The sequence below is a fragment of the Vibrio tapetis subsp. tapetis genome, assembly GCF_900233005.1.
GTDB classification, from domain to species: Bacteria; Pseudomonadota; Gammaproteobacteria; order Enterobacterales; family Vibrionaceae; genus Vibrio; species Vibrio tapetis.
This window is the reverse complement of record NZ_LT960611.1, coordinates 1286220-1305694: the sequence shown is the minus strand read 5'-3', so window position 1 is coordinate 1305694 and position 19475 is coordinate 1286220. Positions and strand designations below refer to the sequence as shown.

Sequence of the window (19475 nt, the reverse complement as noted above, 5' to 3'; positions counted from 1 at the left end):
CAATCCTTATTGTTGTTCTTTTTGTGGTTGAGTAGCCGCTACGTTTACGACGGGAATCGCATTGAGCTGCCATTTCCAAGTATCGGTTGTTGGTGCCACTGGAATCATTTCAATACAATCTGTTGGGCAAGGTGCCACGCAGAGATCGCAACCTGTGCATTCATCTTCAATAACCGTGTGCAAGGCTTTTGTGCCGCCGACGATAGCGTCAACAGGGCAGGCTTGAATGCACTTAGTACAGCCGATGCACATGTCTTCATGAATGAAGGCCACTTTCTTGATGCTTTTTTCTGGATCGTGAGCAGGCTCTGATGCTTCAACACCCATTAAGTCAGCCAGTTTTTCGATGGTAGCTTGTCCGCCTGGTGGGCACTTGTTGATGCTATCGCCGTTTGCTATTGCTTCTGCATAAGGTCGGCAACCTGGGTAGCCACACTGGCCACATTGAGTTTGAGGTAAAATTTCGTCGATTTGTTCGACAATAGGGTTGGCTTCAACTTTAAATTTGATAGAGGCGAAACCAAGAATAGCGCCAAAAATAGCGGCCAATGCAACGACCGCTAATACAGCAATGACAATTCCACTCATTATAGTTTCACCAACCCAGTAAAGCCCATAAAGGCTAATGACATGAGACCTGCGGTGATCATGGCAATCGATGCGCCCTTAAATGGCCCCGGTACATTCGCGGCCGCGATTCGCTCGCGCATGGAGGCAAATAAAATCAGGACTAATGAAAAACCGACAGCCGCACCAAAGCCATAGACGATGGATTGAATGAAATTATGGTTTTCATTGATGTTCAGTAGGGCGACACCTAACACGGCACAGTTTGTGGTAATCAAAGGTAAGAATATACCTAACAAACGATACAGGGTTGGGCTCGTTTTATGGACGACCATTTCGGTAAACTGAACCACAACGGCAATGACCAAAATAAAGCTCATTGTGCGAAGGTATTCAATGCCGAGTGGCTTAAGTACGTAGCTCTCGACTAAGTAAGCACTTACCGAGGCTAATGTTAAGACGAACGTCGTCGCTAAGCTCATGCCAATAGCGGTTTCCAATTTCTTAGAAACCCCCATAAATGGGCATAAGCCTAAAAATTTCACAAGAACGAAGTTGTTGACCAATACGGTGCCAACAAGCAGCAACAGATACTCTGTCATAGCATCTCAATTATATTCAAAACAGATCCCATTATTATCCTTTGTTGTAAGCGATTTAACAACCTAAGAGCGGAAAGGTTTTTGGGTAAATTAGCGAATTATTCAGCAATTGATGAGATAACTAAGATCTCAAGATTGTAACCATTCCATGGGTGAGGTTATAAGATGGGGAAGTGCACGTTTTAAAGTGCGCTTAGCAAGATGCTGTAATGAGTAATTTGTGGGGCAATTAGCCACTTGATAGCGACAAATGCAAAAAGGCCGCAATAAAAATTGCGGCCTTTTTTAAATTTGGCTCCCCCTGCAAGACTTGAACTTGCGACATACGGATTAACAGTCCGCCGTTCTACCAACTGAACTAAGGGGGAATTATTTAACGAAGCGAATTCTAGCGATTGGCCTTTTTTGTGTCAATAAAAAAAAGAAAAGAATGCAAAAAAAAAGAAACAAAATAATCTTTACTTTCTCCTATCCCTTATCGGATAAAGGCTACTCACAGTTATCCACCAAAATTGTGGATAAGTGTGTTAATGGATTTGTGGTAACTTTATGGGCCCAAAAAAAAGCGCAAGGCAATAAATAAGAAACTTGTTTAAGTTGTTGTTTTTGTTGGTTGTTGTTGTTTTTTGCTATTTGAAGGATAAAACGGGCATAAAATAGAAAATTGCGAATAAAGGACAAAAACACCAAAAAATGGGGAAAACCCGTGGATTGTTTTGTTGTGTTTTTTAAGGCTGGTGCATATGAGGGACGAGAACAATAGCAAAGTTAAATCTAATGTGCCATTACTTTTTCAAATGACTGTATGTTTTTTGTAGCCAGTCCTTATTGATCTAAGATAGATTAACCAGCGACAATAAAGTGCGCTTAGTTCGTTAGGGATAAATCATGTCAAAACAATTTGAGTTGGTGTCTAAATATCAACCAGCAGGAGATCAACCAACCGCGATAGCACAGCTGTTGGATGGACTAGAATCAGGCCTTGCCCATCAGACGTTGCTCGGGGTGACTGGGTCAGGAAAAACATTTACCTTAGCGAATGTTATCGCGCAATCTCAACGCCCGGCTATATTGCTCGCTCCTAATAAGACGCTGGCGGCGCAATTGTACGGGGAAATGAAAGCTTTCTTCCCAAACAACTCAGTTGAATATTTCGTTTCCTATTACGATTACTACCAACCAGAAGCGTATGTGCCTACGACAGACACGTTTATTGAGAAAGATTCTTCGGTCAATGCGCATATCGAGCAGATGCGGTTATCAGCAACTAAGGCCCTACTAGAGCGTAAAGACTCAATTATTGTGGCTTCGGTTTCAGCGATTTATGGTTTAGGTGATCCCGATTCTTACCTGAAGATGATGCTGCATGTGAGCCGTGGTGACGTAATTAATCAGCGAGATGTACTGCGTCGCTTAGCAGAACTGCAGTATTCGCGTAATGATGTGACCTTTGAACGGGGTCAATTTAGAGTTCGCGGTGAAGTCATCGATATCTTCCCTGCGGAATCTGACCAAAATGCGGTTCGTATTGAGCTATTTGATGATGAAGTTGAATGCATTAGTTTGTTTGATCCCTTGACTGGCGCGATCGTACAGCGGGATCTACCGCGCTACACAATATATCCTAAAACCCACTACGTGACGCCACGCGAGCGCATGTTAGAAGCGATTGAAAAAATCAAAGTAGAGCTTGAAAGTAGAAAGAAGCATCTGCTTGATAACAACAAGCTGTTAGAAGAGCAGCGCATCTCTCAACGAACTCAATTTGATATAGAGATGATGAACGAACTGGGGTTTTGCTCGGGTGTCGAAAACTACTCGCGTTACCTAAGTGGACGTGGTGAAGGAGAAGCACCCCCGACTTTATTTGACTACTTACCCAGTGATGGTTTGCTCATTATTGATGAATCGCATGTGACGGTCTCTCAAGTTGGCGCTATGTATAAGGGCGACCGTTCGCGTAAAGAAACGCTGGTGGAGTTTGGCTTTCGTTTGCCATCGGCATTAGATAATAGACCGCTTAAATTCGATGAGTTTGAATCTATCGCCCCGCAAACGATTTATGTGTCTGCAACGCCGGGTAATTATGAAATAGAAAAATCTGATGGTGAAGTTGCTGAACAAGTTGTTCGGCCGACAGGGTTACTTGACCCTGAATTAGAGGTTCGCCCAGTAGCAACGCAAGTTGATGATTTATTGTCAGAAATCCGCAAGCGTAGCCAAGTGAATGAACGAGTGTTGGTGACCACCTTAACCAAGCGAATGGCAGAGGATTTGACGGAGTACTTAGATGAACATGGCGTTCGTGTTCGTTACTTGCATTCCGATATTGATACCGTTGAAAGGGTCGAAATCATTCGGGATTTACGCTTGGGTGAATTTGACGTGTTAGTCGGTATCAACCTACTTCGTGAAGGGTTAGACATGCCTGAGGTTTCTTTAGTTGCGATATTAGATGCCGACAAAGAAGGGTTCTTGCGTTCAGAACGTTCATTGATCCAAACCATAGGTCGAGCGGCGCGAAACTTAAGCGGTAAAGCGATTTTGTATGGCGATAAAATTACAAAATCGATGAAAAAAGCCATGGATGAAACCAATCGCAGGCGTGAAAAGCAGCAAGCTCATAACGAACAACAAGGTATTGTGCCTCAAGCTTTGAAAACCTGCGTGCAGGACATCATGGAAATTGGTGATATTGCCAAAACTAAAAATAGAAAAACGGCGAGTCATGTGCCTCTATCTAAAGTGGCAGAAGCATCGAATAGTTATGAAGTGATGTCGCCGCAAGAATTAGAAAAAGCCATGACTAAGCTCGAGAATGAAATGTATAGTCATGCGCAAAACTTAGAATTTGAACAAGCGGCTGACAAGCGAGATCAGTTGGAGAAGCTTCGATCACAGTTTATTTCAAACAGCTGATTTTTTTGAAAATGGCTATCTTGATTTATCTTGACGGAATCTAGACTGTTGATCCTAGAGTCGCTACGGTGGCAACGAAAATTAGACAAAAAAATAGCCAGTAGGAATAAATCCTGCTGGCTTCATTTTGTGAAAACTAAGTTCACTAACAACGTCAGTTGGCTAGGTGACTCTTTCGAGTCATATAGGTAAATGCAGATACTGTGCCAATAAATATGGCCCGTATTATCTAAAGAACGTTGCAAAAATGTGGTTTAAAGCTATTATTGATCGCAAAATGCAACTCATATTGCAAATAATTATTAAAGTGCAACGGCTGGGATATGCAAGACAAACACACAAGTCCTAAAACAAAATACCTATTAATGGTTGAGGATACGGCGTCGGTTGCGGCTCTGTATCGTTCCTACCTGACCCCGTTAGGTCTCGATATTAGTATCGTGGGTACGGGTAAAGACGCCATTACAAGTTTGGAACACCGAACTCCAGACCTCATTTTACTCGATCTACGCCTTCCTGATATGACGGGCATGGATGTTCTTTCTTCTGTGAAAAAGAAATATCCAGATGTGCCGGTTATTTTCATGACGGCTCATGGCTCTATTGATACCGCAGTAGAAGCCATGCGTCGCGGTGCACAAGACTTCCTGATTAAGCCATGTGAAGCCGACCGGCTGCGTGTTACGGTGAACAACGGTATCCGCAAAGCGGGTAAATTGAAAGCACTTGCTGATGAGCCAGATAATAATAATTATCAGGGCTTCATTGGCAGTAGCCAAACGATGCAAGCCGTTTATCGCACCATTGACTCCGCTGCACCAAGTAAAGCTTCGGTATTCATTACCGGTGAAAGTGGAACTGGTAAAGAAGTGTGTGCAGAAGCCATCCATGCGGCCAGTAAACGTGGCGACAAACCATTTATTGCAATCAACTGTGCCGCTATTCCTAAAGATCTGATCGAAAGTGAGCTGTTTGGTCACGTGAAAGGGGCGTTTACAGGGGCTTCAACTGATCGTCAAGGAGCGGCTGAACTGGCTGATGGCGGCACACTGTTTTTGGACGAACTGTGTGAAATGGACTTGGAACTTCAAACCAAGCTCCTAAGGTTTATTCAAACAGGTACGTTCCAAAAAGTGGGTTCTTCGAAAATGAAGAGTGTTGACGTCCGCTTTGTCTGCGCGACTAACCGTGATCCTTGGACCGAAGTGCAGCAAGGGCGTTTCAGGGAAGATCTTTATTATCGATTGTACGTGATTCCACTGCATCTCCCGCCACTGCGCGATAGAAACGAAGACGTGGTCGAAATTGCCTATTCATTACTCGGTCATATGTCGACTGAAGAAGGCAAAGGTTTTGTGCGCTTTTCTCAGCAAGTGGTCGACAGGTTTGTCGAATTTGAATGGCCGGGCAACGTAAGACAATTGCAAAATGTGCTGCGTAACGTTGTGGTGCTTAACCATGGCAATGAGATAACAATAAACATGTTACCGCCGCCATTGAATGTGTCTTTTTTAAATGATTTACAAGGGAAAAATGCAACTGAGGATATTTCAGCTAAACTTTCAGTAGAGCAAATCAGACCATTATGGATGACCGAAAAAGGTGCGATAGAACAGGCTATCGATGCATGTGAAGGAAATATTCCTCGAGCAGCGAGTTACTTAGATGTAAGCCCATCGACATTATATCGAAAACTCCAAACCTGGAAGGAAACGCAGGAGTGAGCCAATGACCAAAATTATAAACACAGATAAGATAGACGAGTTGAGCAGAGATATTGGTGAAGAAAATTTACCGATGTTGTTTCATATTTTTATTGGTGAATTGCTTGATTACGCAGAAGCATTGGCAGAGAGCAAATTTGAGAATGATGCAGCGGAAGATCAACTGAAATCCATTAGCCATTCGCTCAAGAGCAGTGCAGCAAGCTTTGGTGCTGAAATGCTGTGTGCGTTCGCAACCAGCCTAGATGCACAATATAAGACTGGAGAACGAATCAATACACCTGAAAATCGTGAAATCATGATCGGCCACCTAAGAACAACTCGAGAAGAATACGTGAAACTCACGCGTCAATAAGTTCTTCTTGTTCTCGCTTCTTATGAACGAAGTAAATATCAAAGAGTTAAAATAATCAAACGCCGCAGCCAATGATAAATGGTGCGGCGTTTTTAGTGTAAAGAAAGGTGCTTTTTAGAGGGGGGATATTGCAATAGATCAGCTATCGCAATAGATCAGCTATCGCTTGTTGAAGCTTATCTCTGTCATGACGCCAATCATGATTCGCTGATGCCAGATCTACATTGATAACTCGGCAAGCGCTTTCTAACTCAGGATGTGGAATATTGGTTAACAGTAAGTCGACTTGCCTACCTTGGCAGGCTCGCTGGCACCATTCCAACTTTTCTTTAAGTGACATTCTTCCCGCAGGCCCAAATTCAGGAGATAGATTTTCAACAAATATCACCTTTGCGGTGGTGTTGGCAGCAATAGCCTTGCCTAATTCAGGCAGGAGAATAGGGGGCATAATACTGGTTAAAAAGCTTCCTGGCCCAAGTATGATGGCATCAGCTTGTTCGATTGCTTCTATGCCTTCTCTGGTTGCTGGCACTTCAGGCTCAACGTAAAGCCGTTGCAGATCTTGTTCCATTTCGTCTACGTTTGTTTCGCCACGAACCCAGCAGCCTTCAACAGACAGTGCGCTAAGATCGGCGGGATGCTCAGACATAGGAACAATATTAACGTCGACCTTAAGCATGTCCCGTATGAGGTTAATCGCATCCATTGGTCGCACAGATAAGTTGTCCAATGCGGTAAGCATGAGATTGCCTAAATTATGATTATTAAGTTCTCCTGCGCCTTTGAAACGATATTCGAACATCATTGAACCGATGGAAGGTTCTGTGATGAGCTGATTAATACAGTTGCGAGTGTCGCCCCATGCAATGCCGCCCTGACAGTGGCGAATGCGCCCTGTAGAGCCTCCGTTATCTGTGGTTGCAACAATCCCCGTCGCGTTTGAGCCAAATTCTTTTAGTGCGGCCAGCATTCTGCCCAAGCCATGACCGCCGCCAACAGCGACAATTTTTTTGTTTTTATATACGTTCATTTTCGTTTTTTTTATTAGTGAAGCTTGAATGTACTTTGCCTAATAGAAACCGTGAATACTAGGTTAAACCTCTAAGTTCTGCTTAAAAGAGCCTCAAATACCGTCTTTTTTTAAAAATTAGGTGGCGTAATCTAGGAATATTGAGTATTTTTACAAAAAAGCACTCTCTATACCTCACATTCATTGAGGATTTGTATAGATAGTTGCCATAACTCCGAGCTCTGATTGCTAAGTCTGAGAAGATACGAAATTAGAGCCAGTGGCATATACCACAAGGGTTTACTTGGAAATGAGTAAGCCTCCCGTGTTTGGAAAGGTGTTCCGTGGCGCAACAATTCGAAGATAGATTCCAACGCAAATTTTATTATTTGCGCTTGTCGGTTACAGACGTCTGTAACTTTAAATGTACATATTGCTTACCTGATGGATATCATCCTTCGGGTCAAAAAAACTCGTCTTTTTTAAGTGTTCCTGAGATCAAACGCGTGGTTCGTGCGTTCGCTGATTGTGGTACCAGTAAGGTACGCATAACCGGTGGTGAACCGAGTCTGCGTAAAGATTTTACCGAGATCATAGAGTCCGTTTCTAATACCAATGGTATCTCCAAAGTCGCGACGACAACCAATGGCTACCGTATGGCTAAGCATGTTGGTGAATGGCGAGACGCTGGGTTAACGGATATCAATGTGAGTGTCGATAGCCTCGATCCGCGTATGTTTCATCAGATCACCGGTGAGAATAAGTTTAATGATGTCATGCGTGGCATTGATCGAGCTTTCGAAGTCGGCTACGAACTTATTAAAGTTAACGTGGTTCTGCTAAAAGATCTCAACAGCCAGGAGATGCCTGGTTTCCTCAATTGGATTAAAGATCGTCCAATTCAGCTGCGCTTTATCGAATTAATGCAAACTGGCGAGATGGACTCTCTCTTTGACAAACACCATCAATCTGGTGTGAGTCTGAGAAACCATCTCATCGCGAATGGCTGGCTGCTAAAAGCTCGAGCAAATAACGATGGGCCAGCTCAAGTCTTTATTCATCCCGATTATCGCGGTGAGATTGGCCTAATCATGCCTTATGAAAAAGACTTTTGCCAAAGTTGTAATCGACTTCGTATTTCCGCCAAGGGCAAACTTCATTTATGTTTGTTTGGTGAGCAAGGCGTCGAACTACGAGACTTACTGCAAGGTGATGAGCAAGAATCTGCATTAATTCAACGCATTACAGAGCAGCTGCAAACGAAATCTGTGAGCCATTTTTTACAAGATGGTGTAACGGGCATGACACCGCATTTGGCGTCAATTGGCGGATAAGCCAAGCACCTGATCTCATTTATATAATTTCAAAAGACAAAATTACAAAAAGGTAACGACATGGGTCACGCAGAAAGCAAATTTGAACCTGCTAACATTGCAGTATTAACGGTTTCGGATACTCGTACTGAAGAAAATGATACGTCGGGCGGTTACCTTGCAGAGCAATTGCAAGAAGCAGGTCATAAATTAGCAGACAAAGCGATTGTTATTGATGATATGTACCAAATCCGCGCCATTGTATCAAAGTGGATCGCTGATGAAAGCGTTCAAGCTGTGATGATTACTGGCGGTACGGGTTTTACTTCTCGTGATAGCACACCTGAAGCGTTAGTTCCTCTCTTTGATAAGCAAGTAGAAGGTTTTGGTGAGTTGTTCCGCACGGTTTCTTATGAAGAAATTGGTACTTCAACCATTCAATCTCGTGCTATTGCCGGTTTCGCGAATCATACCGTGATTTTTGCAATGCCAGGCTCAACGGGTGCGTGCCGTACCGCGTGGACCAAGATCATCAAGCAGCAAATGGATGCAAGCCATCGTCCTTGTAACTTCATGCCACACCTTTCTGTTTAAGGAGTGAATTGATGACTCAATTTACGCATATCAATGCTTCTGGTGAAGCCAATATGGTCGATGTTTCGGCAAAAGCGGAAACAGTACGTGAAGCAAGAGCTGAAGCATTTGTTCATATGGCACCGGAAACCTTAGAGCTTATCGTATCTGGTTCACACCATAAGGGTGATGTTTTTGCAACGGCCCGTATTGCTGGTATTCAGGCGGCAAAGAAAACATGGGACTTGATTCCCCTTTGTCATCCTTTGTTGCTAACTAAGGTTGAAGTTCAACTTGAAGCAATACCGGCAGAAAATAAAGTGCGTATCGAGTCTGTCTGTAAGCTTGCGGGCAAAACGGGCGTGGAAATGGAAGCGCTAACAGCAGCGTCTGTCGCAGCTTTAACCATCTATGATATGTGCAAAGCAGTACAAAAAGACATCGTAATAGAGCAGGTTCGTTTGCTTGAGAAGACGGGCGGTAAATCGGGTCACTTTAAGGTTGAATCATGATTAAAGTTCTTTTCTTTGCTCAAACTCGTGAATTAGTTAATACAGACAGTTTGGACGTTGAAGCTGGTTTTACAACCGCTGAAGCACTTCGAGCACATCTAGCCGGTAAGGGTGATAAGTGGGAGCTTGCTTTAGAAGCGGGCAAAACACTGGTTGCGATTAACCAAACGCTATCGCCATTAGACAGCGCAATACAATCTGGCGACGAAGTGGCATTCTTTCCTCCGGTAACAGGGGGATAAGATGGAGCAAGTAGCGGTTCAATTTAATGATTTCAGTGTTGCTGACGAATATGCGTATTTGTCGGAAGGCACTTCAGCAGGCGCAGTTGTTACTTTTATTGGTAAAGTACGAGACATGAACTTGGGTGACGATGTTATCGGTTTGTCGTTAGAACACTATCCTGGAATGACAGAAAAAGCATTACAAGAGATATGTGTGGAAGCGGAAAATCGTTGGCCAATCGGACGAATGCGAGTCATCCACCGCGTTGGCGATCTTGATATCGGCGATCAAATTGTATTTGTTGGTGTTTCAAGTGCGCACCGACAAGCGGCGTTTGAAGCGTGCGAGTTTGTGATGGACTACCTTAAAACCAAAGCCCCATTTTGGAAAAAAGAACGCACCACAGAAAACGAACGTTGGGTTGAATCCCGAGACTCTGATGCAAAAGCAGCGTCTCGTTGGAATAAATAGCTTAACTAGAAAGCGAATAGAAGAAAAGGATGCCAAATCAGCATCCTTTTTTTGTTTTACCACTTAGCACTTAGCACTTAGCACTTAGCTTTTAGCACTTAGCTTTTAGTACTTCGTATTTCGCCTTTAATTAGTCAAGCAACTCGCAGCCCCCATTTCTTTCCAGGCTCCCCATTGGCCAGATTGGCTAGGGTCTTGACCCTTAGTCCACCATTGGGCTGTCCATTCTTTACCTGCCCATGAAACTATGTCGCCGGTATTATAAACTGCGGCAGAGTCCCAAAGGTTAAGACATAAGTCAGGGTTGGTTGCTACTTTGCTTACCGTGACAGTCGCACTCGCAACACTGCTTTCTTTGCCGTCACTTACCGTAACAGAGAATACCAACGGAGTATTCTGCGTATATTCGGCTGCAGTGAAAGACAAAATAGCGCCTTGAATGTTGGCGTTTACACCAGCAGGTACGGCCCAGTCGAAGGTTAATGTGTCGTTGTCTGCATCGCTAGACGCGCTAGCATCAACAGTAATGATATCGCCAGCATTGGCCGTTGCCGGAGCGGAAACTAGCGCGACAGGTGGCGTATTGACTGGGTTAACGTTGGTCGGGTTTATTGTAATTTGTACTAAGTCAGCCGCTACCGCACCTTTGTTATCAGTAACAGTGAGCTTAAAGGTGTACGTTTCGACTTGCGTAACTTCTGCTGCTTGAAAAGAAGCAACTGCCGCATTCGCATTGGTTAACACAACGGCTGTTCCTGCCGTTTGCTCCCACAGGTAGGTAGCAATGGTGCCGTCAGAGTCAGTAGAGGCTGAACCATCAAGGGTAACCGTTGCCGGGCCAGTAACGGCTTGGTCTACACCGGCAGCCGATGTAGGCGCTTTGTTGGCTGGAGTACCCGTGGCTAACCCTTCTTGCATGGCATTAAGAATATCGCCATTATCTGCGTCAATTTCCCATGAGAATAGACCCGCTAGGCCAAGGCTACGTACATATGCCCCCTTCGCTTTAACAGAGCGCTCATCATCAAAGGAAATAAGCTTGCCATTGGTGCGGTTCCAAACGTAAGGGGCTTCGGCGGCTGCATCGTAGCCGTATTCATAACCATTAATACCTTGGTTATTCGCACCGAGCATATTGGCTTTAATGCCTTTATAGTCGATAACGCCAGCTTCCCAAATACCTTCAGCGCTAGAGCCTGAAAGTTTGCCATTACCAACGCCTGTCATTGGATCGGTAGGGTCGGTTAAGCTAGAAGGCATGACGCCATCCCAACCACGGCCATACATAGCAGTACCGACGACGAGTTTATTCGCAGGGACACCTTGCGCAAGTAAAAGGTCAATTGCGTTGCTGGTTGTATAAGCAGGCCCTTTAAACGGAACGCCGTCGGCATCAACGCCGCTGCCATCACATTGACCTGGAGCCATAAAGTTACCACAATTGAGCGCGGTCTGATGGCCAGGAACATTATTCCAACCACCATAAAAGTCGTAAGACATCGCAAAAATGTAGTCCATGTGCTGGGCTGCTTGAGCGAAGTCAACATCTTCTAGTTTGTCATAACCTACACCAATTGCAGAAGTCAGCTCATAGGTACGGCCGGTTTCGGCACTCAGTTGGTCTAGCATGGCTCTTAGTTCTTGCATTAGAGCGATATAAGCAGGCCCATCTTTGAGTGGGTCGCCAAGGTTGGCATTTTCACCACCACCGCCAGGGAATTCCCAATCAATATCAACTCCGTCATAGAACTTCCATGTCGTGAGGAATCGTTTTACTGAAGCAACAAACGTGTCGCGATTTACTTTATCCGTAAAGCTGAAAAATGGGTCTGATAGAGTCCAGCCACCAATAGAAGGGATGATTTTTAACTCAGGGTAGGTTTTCTTGAGAGCCATGAGCATGGCGTAGTTGCCTTTGATCGTTGAGCCGTGTTCATGTCCGGCTTGCGGGAAGCTTTTTTGGAACGCAGCCCAAGGGTCATGGATAACAACTTCAAAGTCGTTAACACCCTGACACGCTGTTTGCAACGCATTATAGCTATTACCACCGACTGATTTAACGGACTCATTTGGACCACAAATAGGAATAAAGCCATATAAGATATGAGTGAGATTTTCCGCTGGAATATTGTCTACCGTATAGTCGCGTCCGTAAATTCCCCACTCGACAAAATAGGTGCCTACGACCGTATTGGCCGGGGTAACGAAGGATTTATTGTTAGGGTCGACATTCATCACCAAAGGCTTTAAGTGAGCGCCATCGGTATCGGCGATGGATATTTCGGCAGGGGAGCTTTGGCTACATCCTGTGGCATCACATGCTTCAATGACGACTTGATATAAGCCCCCATTTGGGTAACCAAACGAAGCCGTAGTTTGAGAGCCTGTTATCGGCCCCGATGCTACTTTGACGTTGTTGAAGTAGACATTGTATGTATCCCCCGTAGTACCACTCCACTGATTGAAGGTTATTGCGACAGGGGCTTGATCATGATAAGTGACCATTTGGTTGTACCCAGAGGTCGTCTCCATCGCTAATTCTACTTTGGAGAATTTTAAATTGTTTGATCCGTACATATCTATGGAAGGGGCGGCAGGTGCTGCATTGACCGCTCCTGTAAGTGAAAGGCTAACGCCGATTGCACATAAGCTTAAACGATTCATTACGTTTCTCTCGTTCCTTGAATTGAACTGCACCTTAACTTCAAATAGTGCAGTACTGCCCTTGAGTAGGCATCTTCGACAGTGTTGTTAACTCAATGCCGTTAGGCAAAGTTGATGAATCACTTTTGCGGCCAGCTAAAAGAAAAGCAGCGTAAAGCAATATGAGGTTGCAGATAAAAGCATAATCACTCGATTTTTTATAAAAATTGACATAATTGTGAAGCAGGTGTACGAAAAGTAGTCTATGCAAATGCGAGCAGTGATAATGCTCACAAAAAGTGTTAATTAAACAGGAGTAATGAAGTGTTTAGTTCGACTAGGGGTTTATTAAATGTTACGTTTTTGTATAGGGTTAGAATAATCTATCGAGTATTGGTTTGTTATTGGAATAAACGGAATATAAAAAACGGCTTTATGGTCAATGTTGATAGGTTATGACTGCAATTTTGATTAACTCTGGAATAATTCGCTAATAAATACGGATCTTGTCAACATTATCCGACTTTTTAATACATTTTTATGGCAAATTACCCCAATGATTGATAGATTGTTGCCCAATCTTCATAGTGTTTTGAGAAGCGTTGTGTGAAATTTATGCTAATTTCATGCGATTTTTTCTAAAAATACCTGCCGTTCAGGTATTTATGAAGACGTCATGGATGCAAATAAATAAAAATTGGAGTTTCTTCATGTATAAAAATAAAATTACTCGTGCGCTATTAGTAGGTACGGGCCTTTCTCTTGCTCTTGTAGGTTGTGGCGATAAGCCAGAAGAACAAGCAGCGCAACCAGCAAAAGTAGAATCTAGCGAATCAAAACTGGCCGCAGTACAGGAATTGGTTCGTGGTAATGGTACTGAAGTAGCGACCATTGACCCGCACAAATCTCAAGGTGTTCCAGAATCTCACGTTATTCGTGATCTTCTTGAAGGTCTAGTAAACCAAGACGGTGAAGGTAATACTATCCCAGGTGTTGCTGAAAGCTGGGAAACCGCAGACAACAAAACATTCACTTTCCACCTACGTAAAGATGCTAAATGGTCTAACGGCGATCCTGTCACTGCGGAAGATTTCGTATACAGCTTCCAACGTGCCGTTGATCCAGCAACTGCTTCTCCATATTCTTGGTACATGGAATACACCAAGATGACGAATGCAAAAGACATCATTGCTGGAAAGAAAGACAAAAGCACACTAGGTGTTAAAGCGATTGACGCTAACACACTAGAAGTTCAACTAGACGCTGCGGTTCCTTACTTCGTTATGATGATGGGTCACACAACAGTGAAGCCTGTTCATAAAGCGACAGTTGAGAAATTTGGCGACCAGTGGACGAAGCCTGAAAACTTCGTTGGTAACGGTGCATACGTAGTAGACAAGTGGGTAGTAAACGAGCGCCTAGTTGTTAAGCGTAATGACCAATACTGGGATAACGCGAACACGACTCTTAACCAAGTTACGTTCCTTCCAATTGAAAACCAAGTAACGGAAATGAACCGTTTCTTGTCTGGCGAAATTGACTTCACAAACGAACTGCCAACTGAGCACTTCAAGCGTCTGAAGAAAGAAAACCCAGAGTCTCTTTCAATTCAAGGTAACTTGTGTACTTACTACTACATTTTCAACACGAAGAAAAAACCGTTTGATGATGTTCGCGTACGTAAAGCAATTTCTTACGCAATCGACCGTAACATCGTATCTGATGCTATCTTAGGTCAAGGCCAAAAACCTGCTTACTTCCTGACTCCTGAAGTCACAGCTGGATTCAGCCCAGAAGCACCTGCTTACGGCAAGATGACTCAAGCTGAACGTGATACAGAAGCGGCGAAACTACTAACAGAAGCTGGTTTTGGTACTGATAACCCACTGAAATTCTCTCTACTTTACAACACTTCTGAAAACTACAAGAAGATTGCAGTAGCATTGGGTTCAATGTGGAAGAAGACTCTAGGCCTAGAAGTAACTCTAGAAAACCAAGAGTGGAAAACATACCTAGCGTCTAAAGATACAGGTGATTTCGAAGTAGCGCGTGCCGGCTGGTGTGGTGACTACAACGAAGCGTCTTCATTCCTTACTCTAATGGTAAGCAATAACACAACTGGCGGTATCCACTACGACAGTGCTGAGTACGATGCAATCATTGATAAAGCATTGAACTCAACGTCTGAAGAAGAGCGTACTAAGCTTTATCTTGAAGCTGAAGCTCTACTTGCTAAAGACATGCCAATTGCTCCAATCTATCAATATGTTAAATCTCGTCTAGTTTCTCCTCAAGTTGGCGGTTTCCCGGTTAACAATGCGGAAGACAAGATTTACTCCAAAGATCTATACATCAAAGCTCAGTAAAAACTGACGCTAAAAAAACTATAAGTAACTCAGACACTGCATGTGCTTTATTAGCACATGTAGCGTCTTTCTGATTTTAATTGTCACAGACTGGAAGAGTGAGTTTATGTTTAAATTCATCATGAAACGGATATTTGAAGCCATTCCAACGATGTTGGTGCTTATCACTGTATCGTTCTTTCTAATGCGTTTCGCACCGGGTAACCCTTTCTCGAGCGAACGTCCTTTACCACCACAAGTAATGGCAAACATTGAGGCGAAATACGGCCTTGATAAACCTGTATTTGAACAATACACCACGTACTTAACCAACATTTTGCAAGGCGACTTTGGTCCGTCGTTCAAATACCTAGATTACACGGTAAATGAACTCATTGCGGTTGCTTTGCCTGTATCGGCTAAAGTGGGTGCCATCGCGTTTATTTTCACTGTAATTCTTGGTGTGTCAGTCGGTACCTTTGCGGCTCTGCGGCAAAACACATGGGTTGACTATGGCGTTATGGCCACCGCCATGATCGGTGTAGTCATGCCTTCTTTCGTAATTGCACCTACCTTGATGTACATTTTTGCAATTAAGCTTGATTGGCTTCCCGCTGGTGGTTGGTACGGAGGATCCTGGCAATACATGGTATTACCAGTTCTCGCTATGTCGATGCTGTACATTGCAACGTTCGCCCGTATTACTCGTGGCTCGATGATCGAAACGTTAAACAGTAACTTCATCCGTACTGCTCGTGCAAAAGGTCTTAGCTACCGTTATATCATCCTAAAGCATGCACTTCGCCCTGCATTGTTGCCTGTTGTTTCTTACATGGGGCCTGCATTCGTAGGTATCATCACAGGTTCGGTGGTTATCGAAACTATTTTTGGCCTACCGGGTATCGGTAAGCTATTCGTCAATGCGGCATTCAACCGTGATTATTCACTAGTAATGGCAGTCACCATTTTGATTGGTTTCTTGTTCATCGTATTCAACGCCATCGTTGATATATTACTGGCTGTAATTGACCCGAAAATTCGCTACTAGGGACGGACTCTCATGCTGACGAAAAAAGAAAATTTAGATGCGATCGAAAAGTTCTCTGAGAACTTAGAAATTGAAGGTCGCAGTTTATGGCAGGACGCCCGTATCCGTTTTATGCGTAATAAAGCGGCAATGGTGAGCCTGGCGATCCTAGCGGTTTTAACTTTGGCAGTAATATTTTTGCCAATGATTGCCCCTTACACTTACGATAATACCGATTGGTATGCAATGCACGTAGGCCCGAACGCTGATCACTGGTTTGGTACCGACAGCTTAGGTCGAGACTTATACGTCCGTACTCTAGTGGGTGGCCGAATTTCATTGATGGTAGGTGTACTCGGTGCATTGGTTGCCGTTGTTATTGGTACGCTTTACGGCGCGGCATCAGGTTTCATTGGTGGCCGTACCGACCGTATCATGATGCGTATCCTAGAAATCCTATACGCAGTACCATTCATGTTCTTGGTTATCGTATTGGTGACCTTCTTTGGTCGTAACATCGTGCTTATCTTTGTTGCTATCGGTGCGATTGCATGGCTTGATATGGCGCGTATCGTACGTGGTCAGACTCTGAGCTTACGTAGTAAAGAATTCATCGAAGCGGCACACGTATGTGGTGTGAGCAAGTGGAAAATCATCACTCGTCATATCGTACCAAACGTATTAGGTATTGTTGCGGTTTACTCAACTCTACTGATTCCATCTATGATTCTGACCGAGTCATTCCTTTCTTTCCTTGGTCTTGGTGTACAAGAGCCAATGACTAGCTGGGGCGCATTGCTTCAAGAAGGTTCGCAAACAATGGAAGTTGCAATTTGGCAACTGGCATTCCCTGCAGCTTTCATGGTCGTGACCCTGTTCTGCTTTAACTATGTCGGTGATGGTCTTCGTGACGCACTCGATCCAAAAGACAGATAACTATAATAAGAAGGAAAGCAATATGAGCTTATTAGATGTCAAAGATCTGCGTGTTGAATTTACCACGCAAGACGGAATCGTAACCGCAGTTAACGATTTAAACTTCTCTCTTAATCAAGGCGAAACCTTAGGTATCGTTGGTGAGTCTGGTTCTGGTAAATCACAAACTGTGTTTGCCTTAATGGGCTTGCTTGCCAAGAACGGTATCATCTCAGGTAGTGCAAAGTTTGAAGGCAATGAAATACTGAATCTGCCAGAAAAAGAACTGAATAAAGTTCGAGCAGAACAGATCGCCATGATCTTCCAAGATCCAATGACGTCACTTAACCCATACATGAAAGTAAGTGATCAGCTTATGGAAGTGTTGATGCTGCACAAAGGCATGGGAAGAGCAGAAGCATTTGAAGAATCAGTACGTATGCTCGATGCGGTTAAAATCCCAGAAGCGCGTAAACGTATTACCATGTATCCGCATGAATTCTCTGGCGGTATGCGTCAACGTGTAATGATTGCAATGGCGCTACTATGTCGACCAAAGCTATTGATTGCCGATGAGCCAACAACGGCTCTAGATGTAACGGTTCAAGCGCAGATCATGGATCTACTGAACGACCTGAAAAAAGAGTTCAACACAGCCATCATTATGATCACTCACGACCTTGGTGTTGTGGCGGGCTCATGTGACAAAGTGCTTGTGATGTACGCCGGTCGTACAATGGAATATGGCACAGTAAACGAGATTTTCTATGAACCAACGCATCCGTACGCAGAAGGGCTATTAAAAGCGATTCCGCGTTTGGATACGGAAGGGGATATTTTGCCTACCATTCCAGGCAACCCACCAAACTTACTTCGCCTACCACCAGGTTGCCCTTATCAAGAGCGCTGCCATCGTGTAACGGATCGTTGTAAGACTGAAGCGCCAATCCTATTGCCATTCGGCGAAGGACGTCAACGCGCTTGTTTTTCTGACTGGGAGACTTGGACAAAATGAGTGAAGCAAAGAAATTAATCCTTGATATAAAAAACCTGAAAGTTCACTTCAACATTGCCTCTAAGTCGGCTTGGCCATGGGCTAAACCAACGGCGTTGAAAGCGGTTGATGGCGTTAATGTTCACCTTTACGAAGGCGAAACATTAGGTGTTGTGGGTGAATCTGGCTGTGGTAAATCTACCTTTGCACGAGCAATTGTTGGTTTAGTGGACGCGACAGACGGCGATGTCGTTTGGATGGGTCAAGACCTGACTAAAATGCAAGAAGTGCAGCGTCGTGAAACTCGTAAAGAGATTCAGATGATTTTCCAAGATCCACTGGCATCGCTTAACCCGCGAATGACAATCGGAGACATCATCGCTGAACCGTTGGAAACCTTCTACCCTGAAGTTTCCAAGCAAGACGTGAAAGATCGTGTGAAAGAGATGATGATGAAGGTAGGCTTACTGCCTAACGTTATCAACCGTTATCCACATGAGTTCTCTGGTGGTCAGTGTCAGCGTATTGGTATTGCGCGTGCGCTTATCCTTAAGCCGAAGATGATCATTTGTGATGAGCCAGTATCGGCTCTGGATGTGTCTATTCAAGCTCAGGTAGTCAACCTGCTGCAAGAGATACAAAAAGAGATGAATCTAAGCTTGGTTTTCATTGCTCACGATCTGTCAGTGGTGAAACACATTTCAGACCGCGTACTGGTTATGTACTTAGGTAATGCTGTTGAATTGGGCGAATCTAAAGCCCTGTTTGATAATCCTAAACACCCATACACTCGTGCACTGATGTCAGCAGTTCCAATTCCTGATCCAGAGCTAGAGCGTAAGAAAAAAATTGAAATGCTTGAAGGTGACTTACCTTCACCAATGAATCCACCATCAGGTTGTGTGTTCCGTACTCGTTGTCCTCAAGCAACGGAGTTATGTGCACAACAAAAACCGCAAATTAAAGGTGACGACGTTCACGCCGTATCTTGTTTGATGGTCGATTAATTCAGCCTGTGACAGGCTCAAGCGCAGTTCCGTAAGGGCTGCGCTTTTTTTGTGTTACTCCCTTTTCATGTTAGTACCTGCTTCAATTCAATCCTTGTTCTCAATATCCCACTTTGGGTTTGTAACTCTGACCAACTTATTGTCACTTTTTATGGCTAGGTAGGGCATTGCAGTTTTATGGTATCGCGAGACTCAAATACAAAAAAACGTGAAGGTCATTAGATATTACTAATTTAGCGCTCAAATAGTGCTTATTTACTATGGATATTGTTTG

General features: G+C 44.0%; 17 protein-coding genes, 1 tRNA gene and 1 riboswitch. Of the genes, 13 read left to right on the top strand and 5 right to left on the bottom strand.

What is annotated here, in order from left to right; genetic code table 11:
- Nucleotides 1-6: 6 nt before the first annotated feature.
- From rsxB to VTAP4600_RS05730, 3 genes are all read right to left on the bottom strand, one after another.
- On the bottom strand, nt 7-588 hold the full coding sequence (gene rsxB, locus VTAP4600_RS05740; RefSeq protein WP_102521913.1) for an electron transport complex subunit RsxB: 582 nt from the start codon (nt 586-588) through the stop codon (nt 7-9).
- Nucleotides 588-1169 carry an electron transport complex subunit RsxA gene (rsxA, locus tag VTAP4600_RS05735; RefSeq protein WP_102521912.1) on the bottom strand — a complete coding sequence of 194 codons (582 nt, stop codon included), beginning with the start codon at nt 1167-1169 and terminating at the stop codon, nt 588-590. Before rsxA ends, rsxB begins: the two co-directional genes overlap by 1 nt.
- A 292-nt stretch (nt 1170-1461) precedes the next feature.
- A tRNA-Asn gene (locus tag VTAP4600_RS05730) sits at nt 1462-1537 on the bottom strand.
- Nucleotides 1538-2057: 520 nt separating this feature from the next.
- Here VTAP4600_RS05730 and uvrB point away from each other — a divergent pair.
- From uvrB to VTAP4600_RS05715, 3 genes are all read left to right on the top strand, one after another.
- Nucleotides 2058-4088, top strand: coding sequence for an excinuclease ABC subunit UvrB (gene uvrB / locus VTAP4600_RS05725; RefSeq protein WP_102521911.1), 2031 nt, complete (start codon nt 2058-2060; stop codon nt 4086-4088).
- Nucleotides 4089-4411: 323 nt separating this feature from the next.
- On the top strand, nt 4412-5812 hold the full coding sequence (gene luxO, locus VTAP4600_RS05720; protein WP_102521910.1) for a quorum-sensing sigma-54 dependent transcriptional regulator LuxO: 1401 nt from the start codon (nt 4412-4414) through the stop codon (nt 5810-5812).
- A gap of 4 nt (nt 5813-5816) precedes the next feature.
- Complete coding sequence (locus VTAP4600_RS05715; RefSeq protein ID WP_102521909.1) at nt 5817-6167, top strand: Hpt domain-containing protein; 351 nt, start codon at nt 5817-5819, stop codon at nt 6165-6167.
- 142 nt (nt 6168-6309) lie between these two features.
- Here VTAP4600_RS05715 and VTAP4600_RS05710 read toward each other — a convergent pair whose 3' ends face one another.
- Nucleotides 6310-7197 carry a YvcK family protein gene (locus VTAP4600_RS05710; RefSeq protein ID WP_102521908.1) on the bottom strand — a complete coding sequence of 296 codons (888 nt, stop codon included), beginning with the start codon at nt 7195-7197 and terminating at the stop codon, nt 6310-6312.
- A gap of 200 nt (nt 7198-7397) precedes the next feature.
- A riboswitch (molybdenum cofactor riboswitch) is annotated at nt 7398-7532 on the top strand.
- On the opposite strand from VTAP4600_RS05710, the gene moaA reads away from it, so the two are divergent.
- The 5 genes from moaA to moaE all read left to right on the top strand — a co-directional run bounded on the left by moaA (nt 7521) and on the right by moaE (nt 10270).
- Nucleotides 7521-8510, top strand: coding sequence for a GTP 3',8-cyclase MoaA (moaA, locus tag VTAP4600_RS05705; RefSeq protein WP_102521907.1), 990 nt, complete (start codon nt 7521-7523; stop codon nt 8508-8510). Its footprint overlaps the riboswitch before it by 12 nt.
- Nucleotides 8511-8570: 60 nt before the next feature.
- Nucleotides 8571-9083 carry a molybdenum cofactor biosynthesis protein B gene (gene moaB / locus VTAP4600_RS05700; protein WP_102521906.1) on the top strand — a complete coding sequence of 171 codons (513 nt, stop codon included), beginning with the start codon at nt 8571-8573 and terminating at the stop codon, nt 9081-9083.
- A gap of 11 nt (nt 9084-9094) precedes the next feature.
- Complete coding sequence (moaC, locus tag VTAP4600_RS05695) at nt 9095-9574, top strand: cyclic pyranopterin monophosphate synthase MoaC (protein ID WP_102521905.1); 480 nt, start codon at nt 9095-9097, stop codon at nt 9572-9574.
- On the top strand, nt 9571-9816 hold the full coding sequence (gene moaD, locus VTAP4600_RS05690; RefSeq protein ID WP_102521904.1) for a molybdopterin synthase sulfur carrier subunit: 246 nt from the start codon (nt 9571-9573) through the stop codon (nt 9814-9816). The genes moaC and moaD overlap by 4 nt, the downstream gene beginning before the upstream one ends.
- A gap of 1 nt (nt 9817) precedes the next feature.
- Nucleotides 9818-10270, top strand: coding sequence for a molybdopterin synthase catalytic subunit MoaE (moaE, locus tag VTAP4600_RS05685; RefSeq protein WP_102521903.1), 453 nt, complete (start codon nt 9818-9820; stop codon nt 10268-10270).
- A 126-nt stretch (nt 10271-10396) separates the two neighbouring features.
- Here the strand turns inward: moaE and VTAP4600_RS05680 are convergent, their stop codons facing one another.
- Entirely contained in the window at nt 10397-12934 is a 2538-nt protein-coding gene (locus tag VTAP4600_RS05680; RefSeq protein WP_102521902.1) for a glycosyl hydrolase family 18 protein, read from the bottom strand.
- A 689-nt stretch (nt 12935-13623) separates the two neighbouring features.
- On the opposite strand from VTAP4600_RS05680, the gene VTAP4600_RS05675 reads away from it, so the two are divergent.
- The 5 genes from VTAP4600_RS05675 to oppF all read left to right on the top strand — a co-directional run bounded on the left by VTAP4600_RS05675 (nt 13624) and on the right by oppF (nt 19201).
- Nucleotides 13624-15279: an ABC transporter substrate-binding protein gene (locus tag VTAP4600_RS05675; protein WP_102521901.1), complete on the top strand. Its 1656-nt coding sequence runs from the start codon at nt 13624-13626 to the stop codon at nt 15277-15279.
- A gap of 106 nt (nt 15280-15385) precedes the next feature.
- Entirely contained in the window at nt 15386-16306 is a 921-nt protein-coding gene (gene oppB, locus VTAP4600_RS05670) for an oligopeptide ABC transporter permease OppB (protein ID WP_102521900.1), read from the top strand.
- Nucleotides 16307-16318: 12 nt separating this feature from the next.
- Nucleotides 16319-17221: an oligopeptide ABC transporter permease OppC gene (oppC, locus tag VTAP4600_RS05665; RefSeq protein WP_102521899.1), complete on the top strand. Its 903-nt coding sequence runs from the start codon at nt 16319-16321 to the stop codon at nt 17219-17221.
- A gap of 22 nt (nt 17222-17243) precedes the next feature.
- Nucleotides 17244-18215, top strand: a complete 972-nt coding sequence (gene oppD / locus VTAP4600_RS05660) for an ABC transporter ATP-binding protein (protein WP_231897879.1) — start codon at nt 17244-17246, stop codon at nt 18213-18215.
- Complete coding sequence (oppF, locus tag VTAP4600_RS05655; RefSeq protein WP_269459947.1) at nt 18212-19201, top strand: murein tripeptide/oligopeptide ABC transporter ATP binding protein OppF; 990 nt, start codon at nt 18212-18214, stop codon at nt 19199-19201. The genes oppD and oppF overlap by 4 nt, the downstream gene beginning before the upstream one ends.
- Nucleotides 19202-19475: the final 274 nt, after the last annotated feature.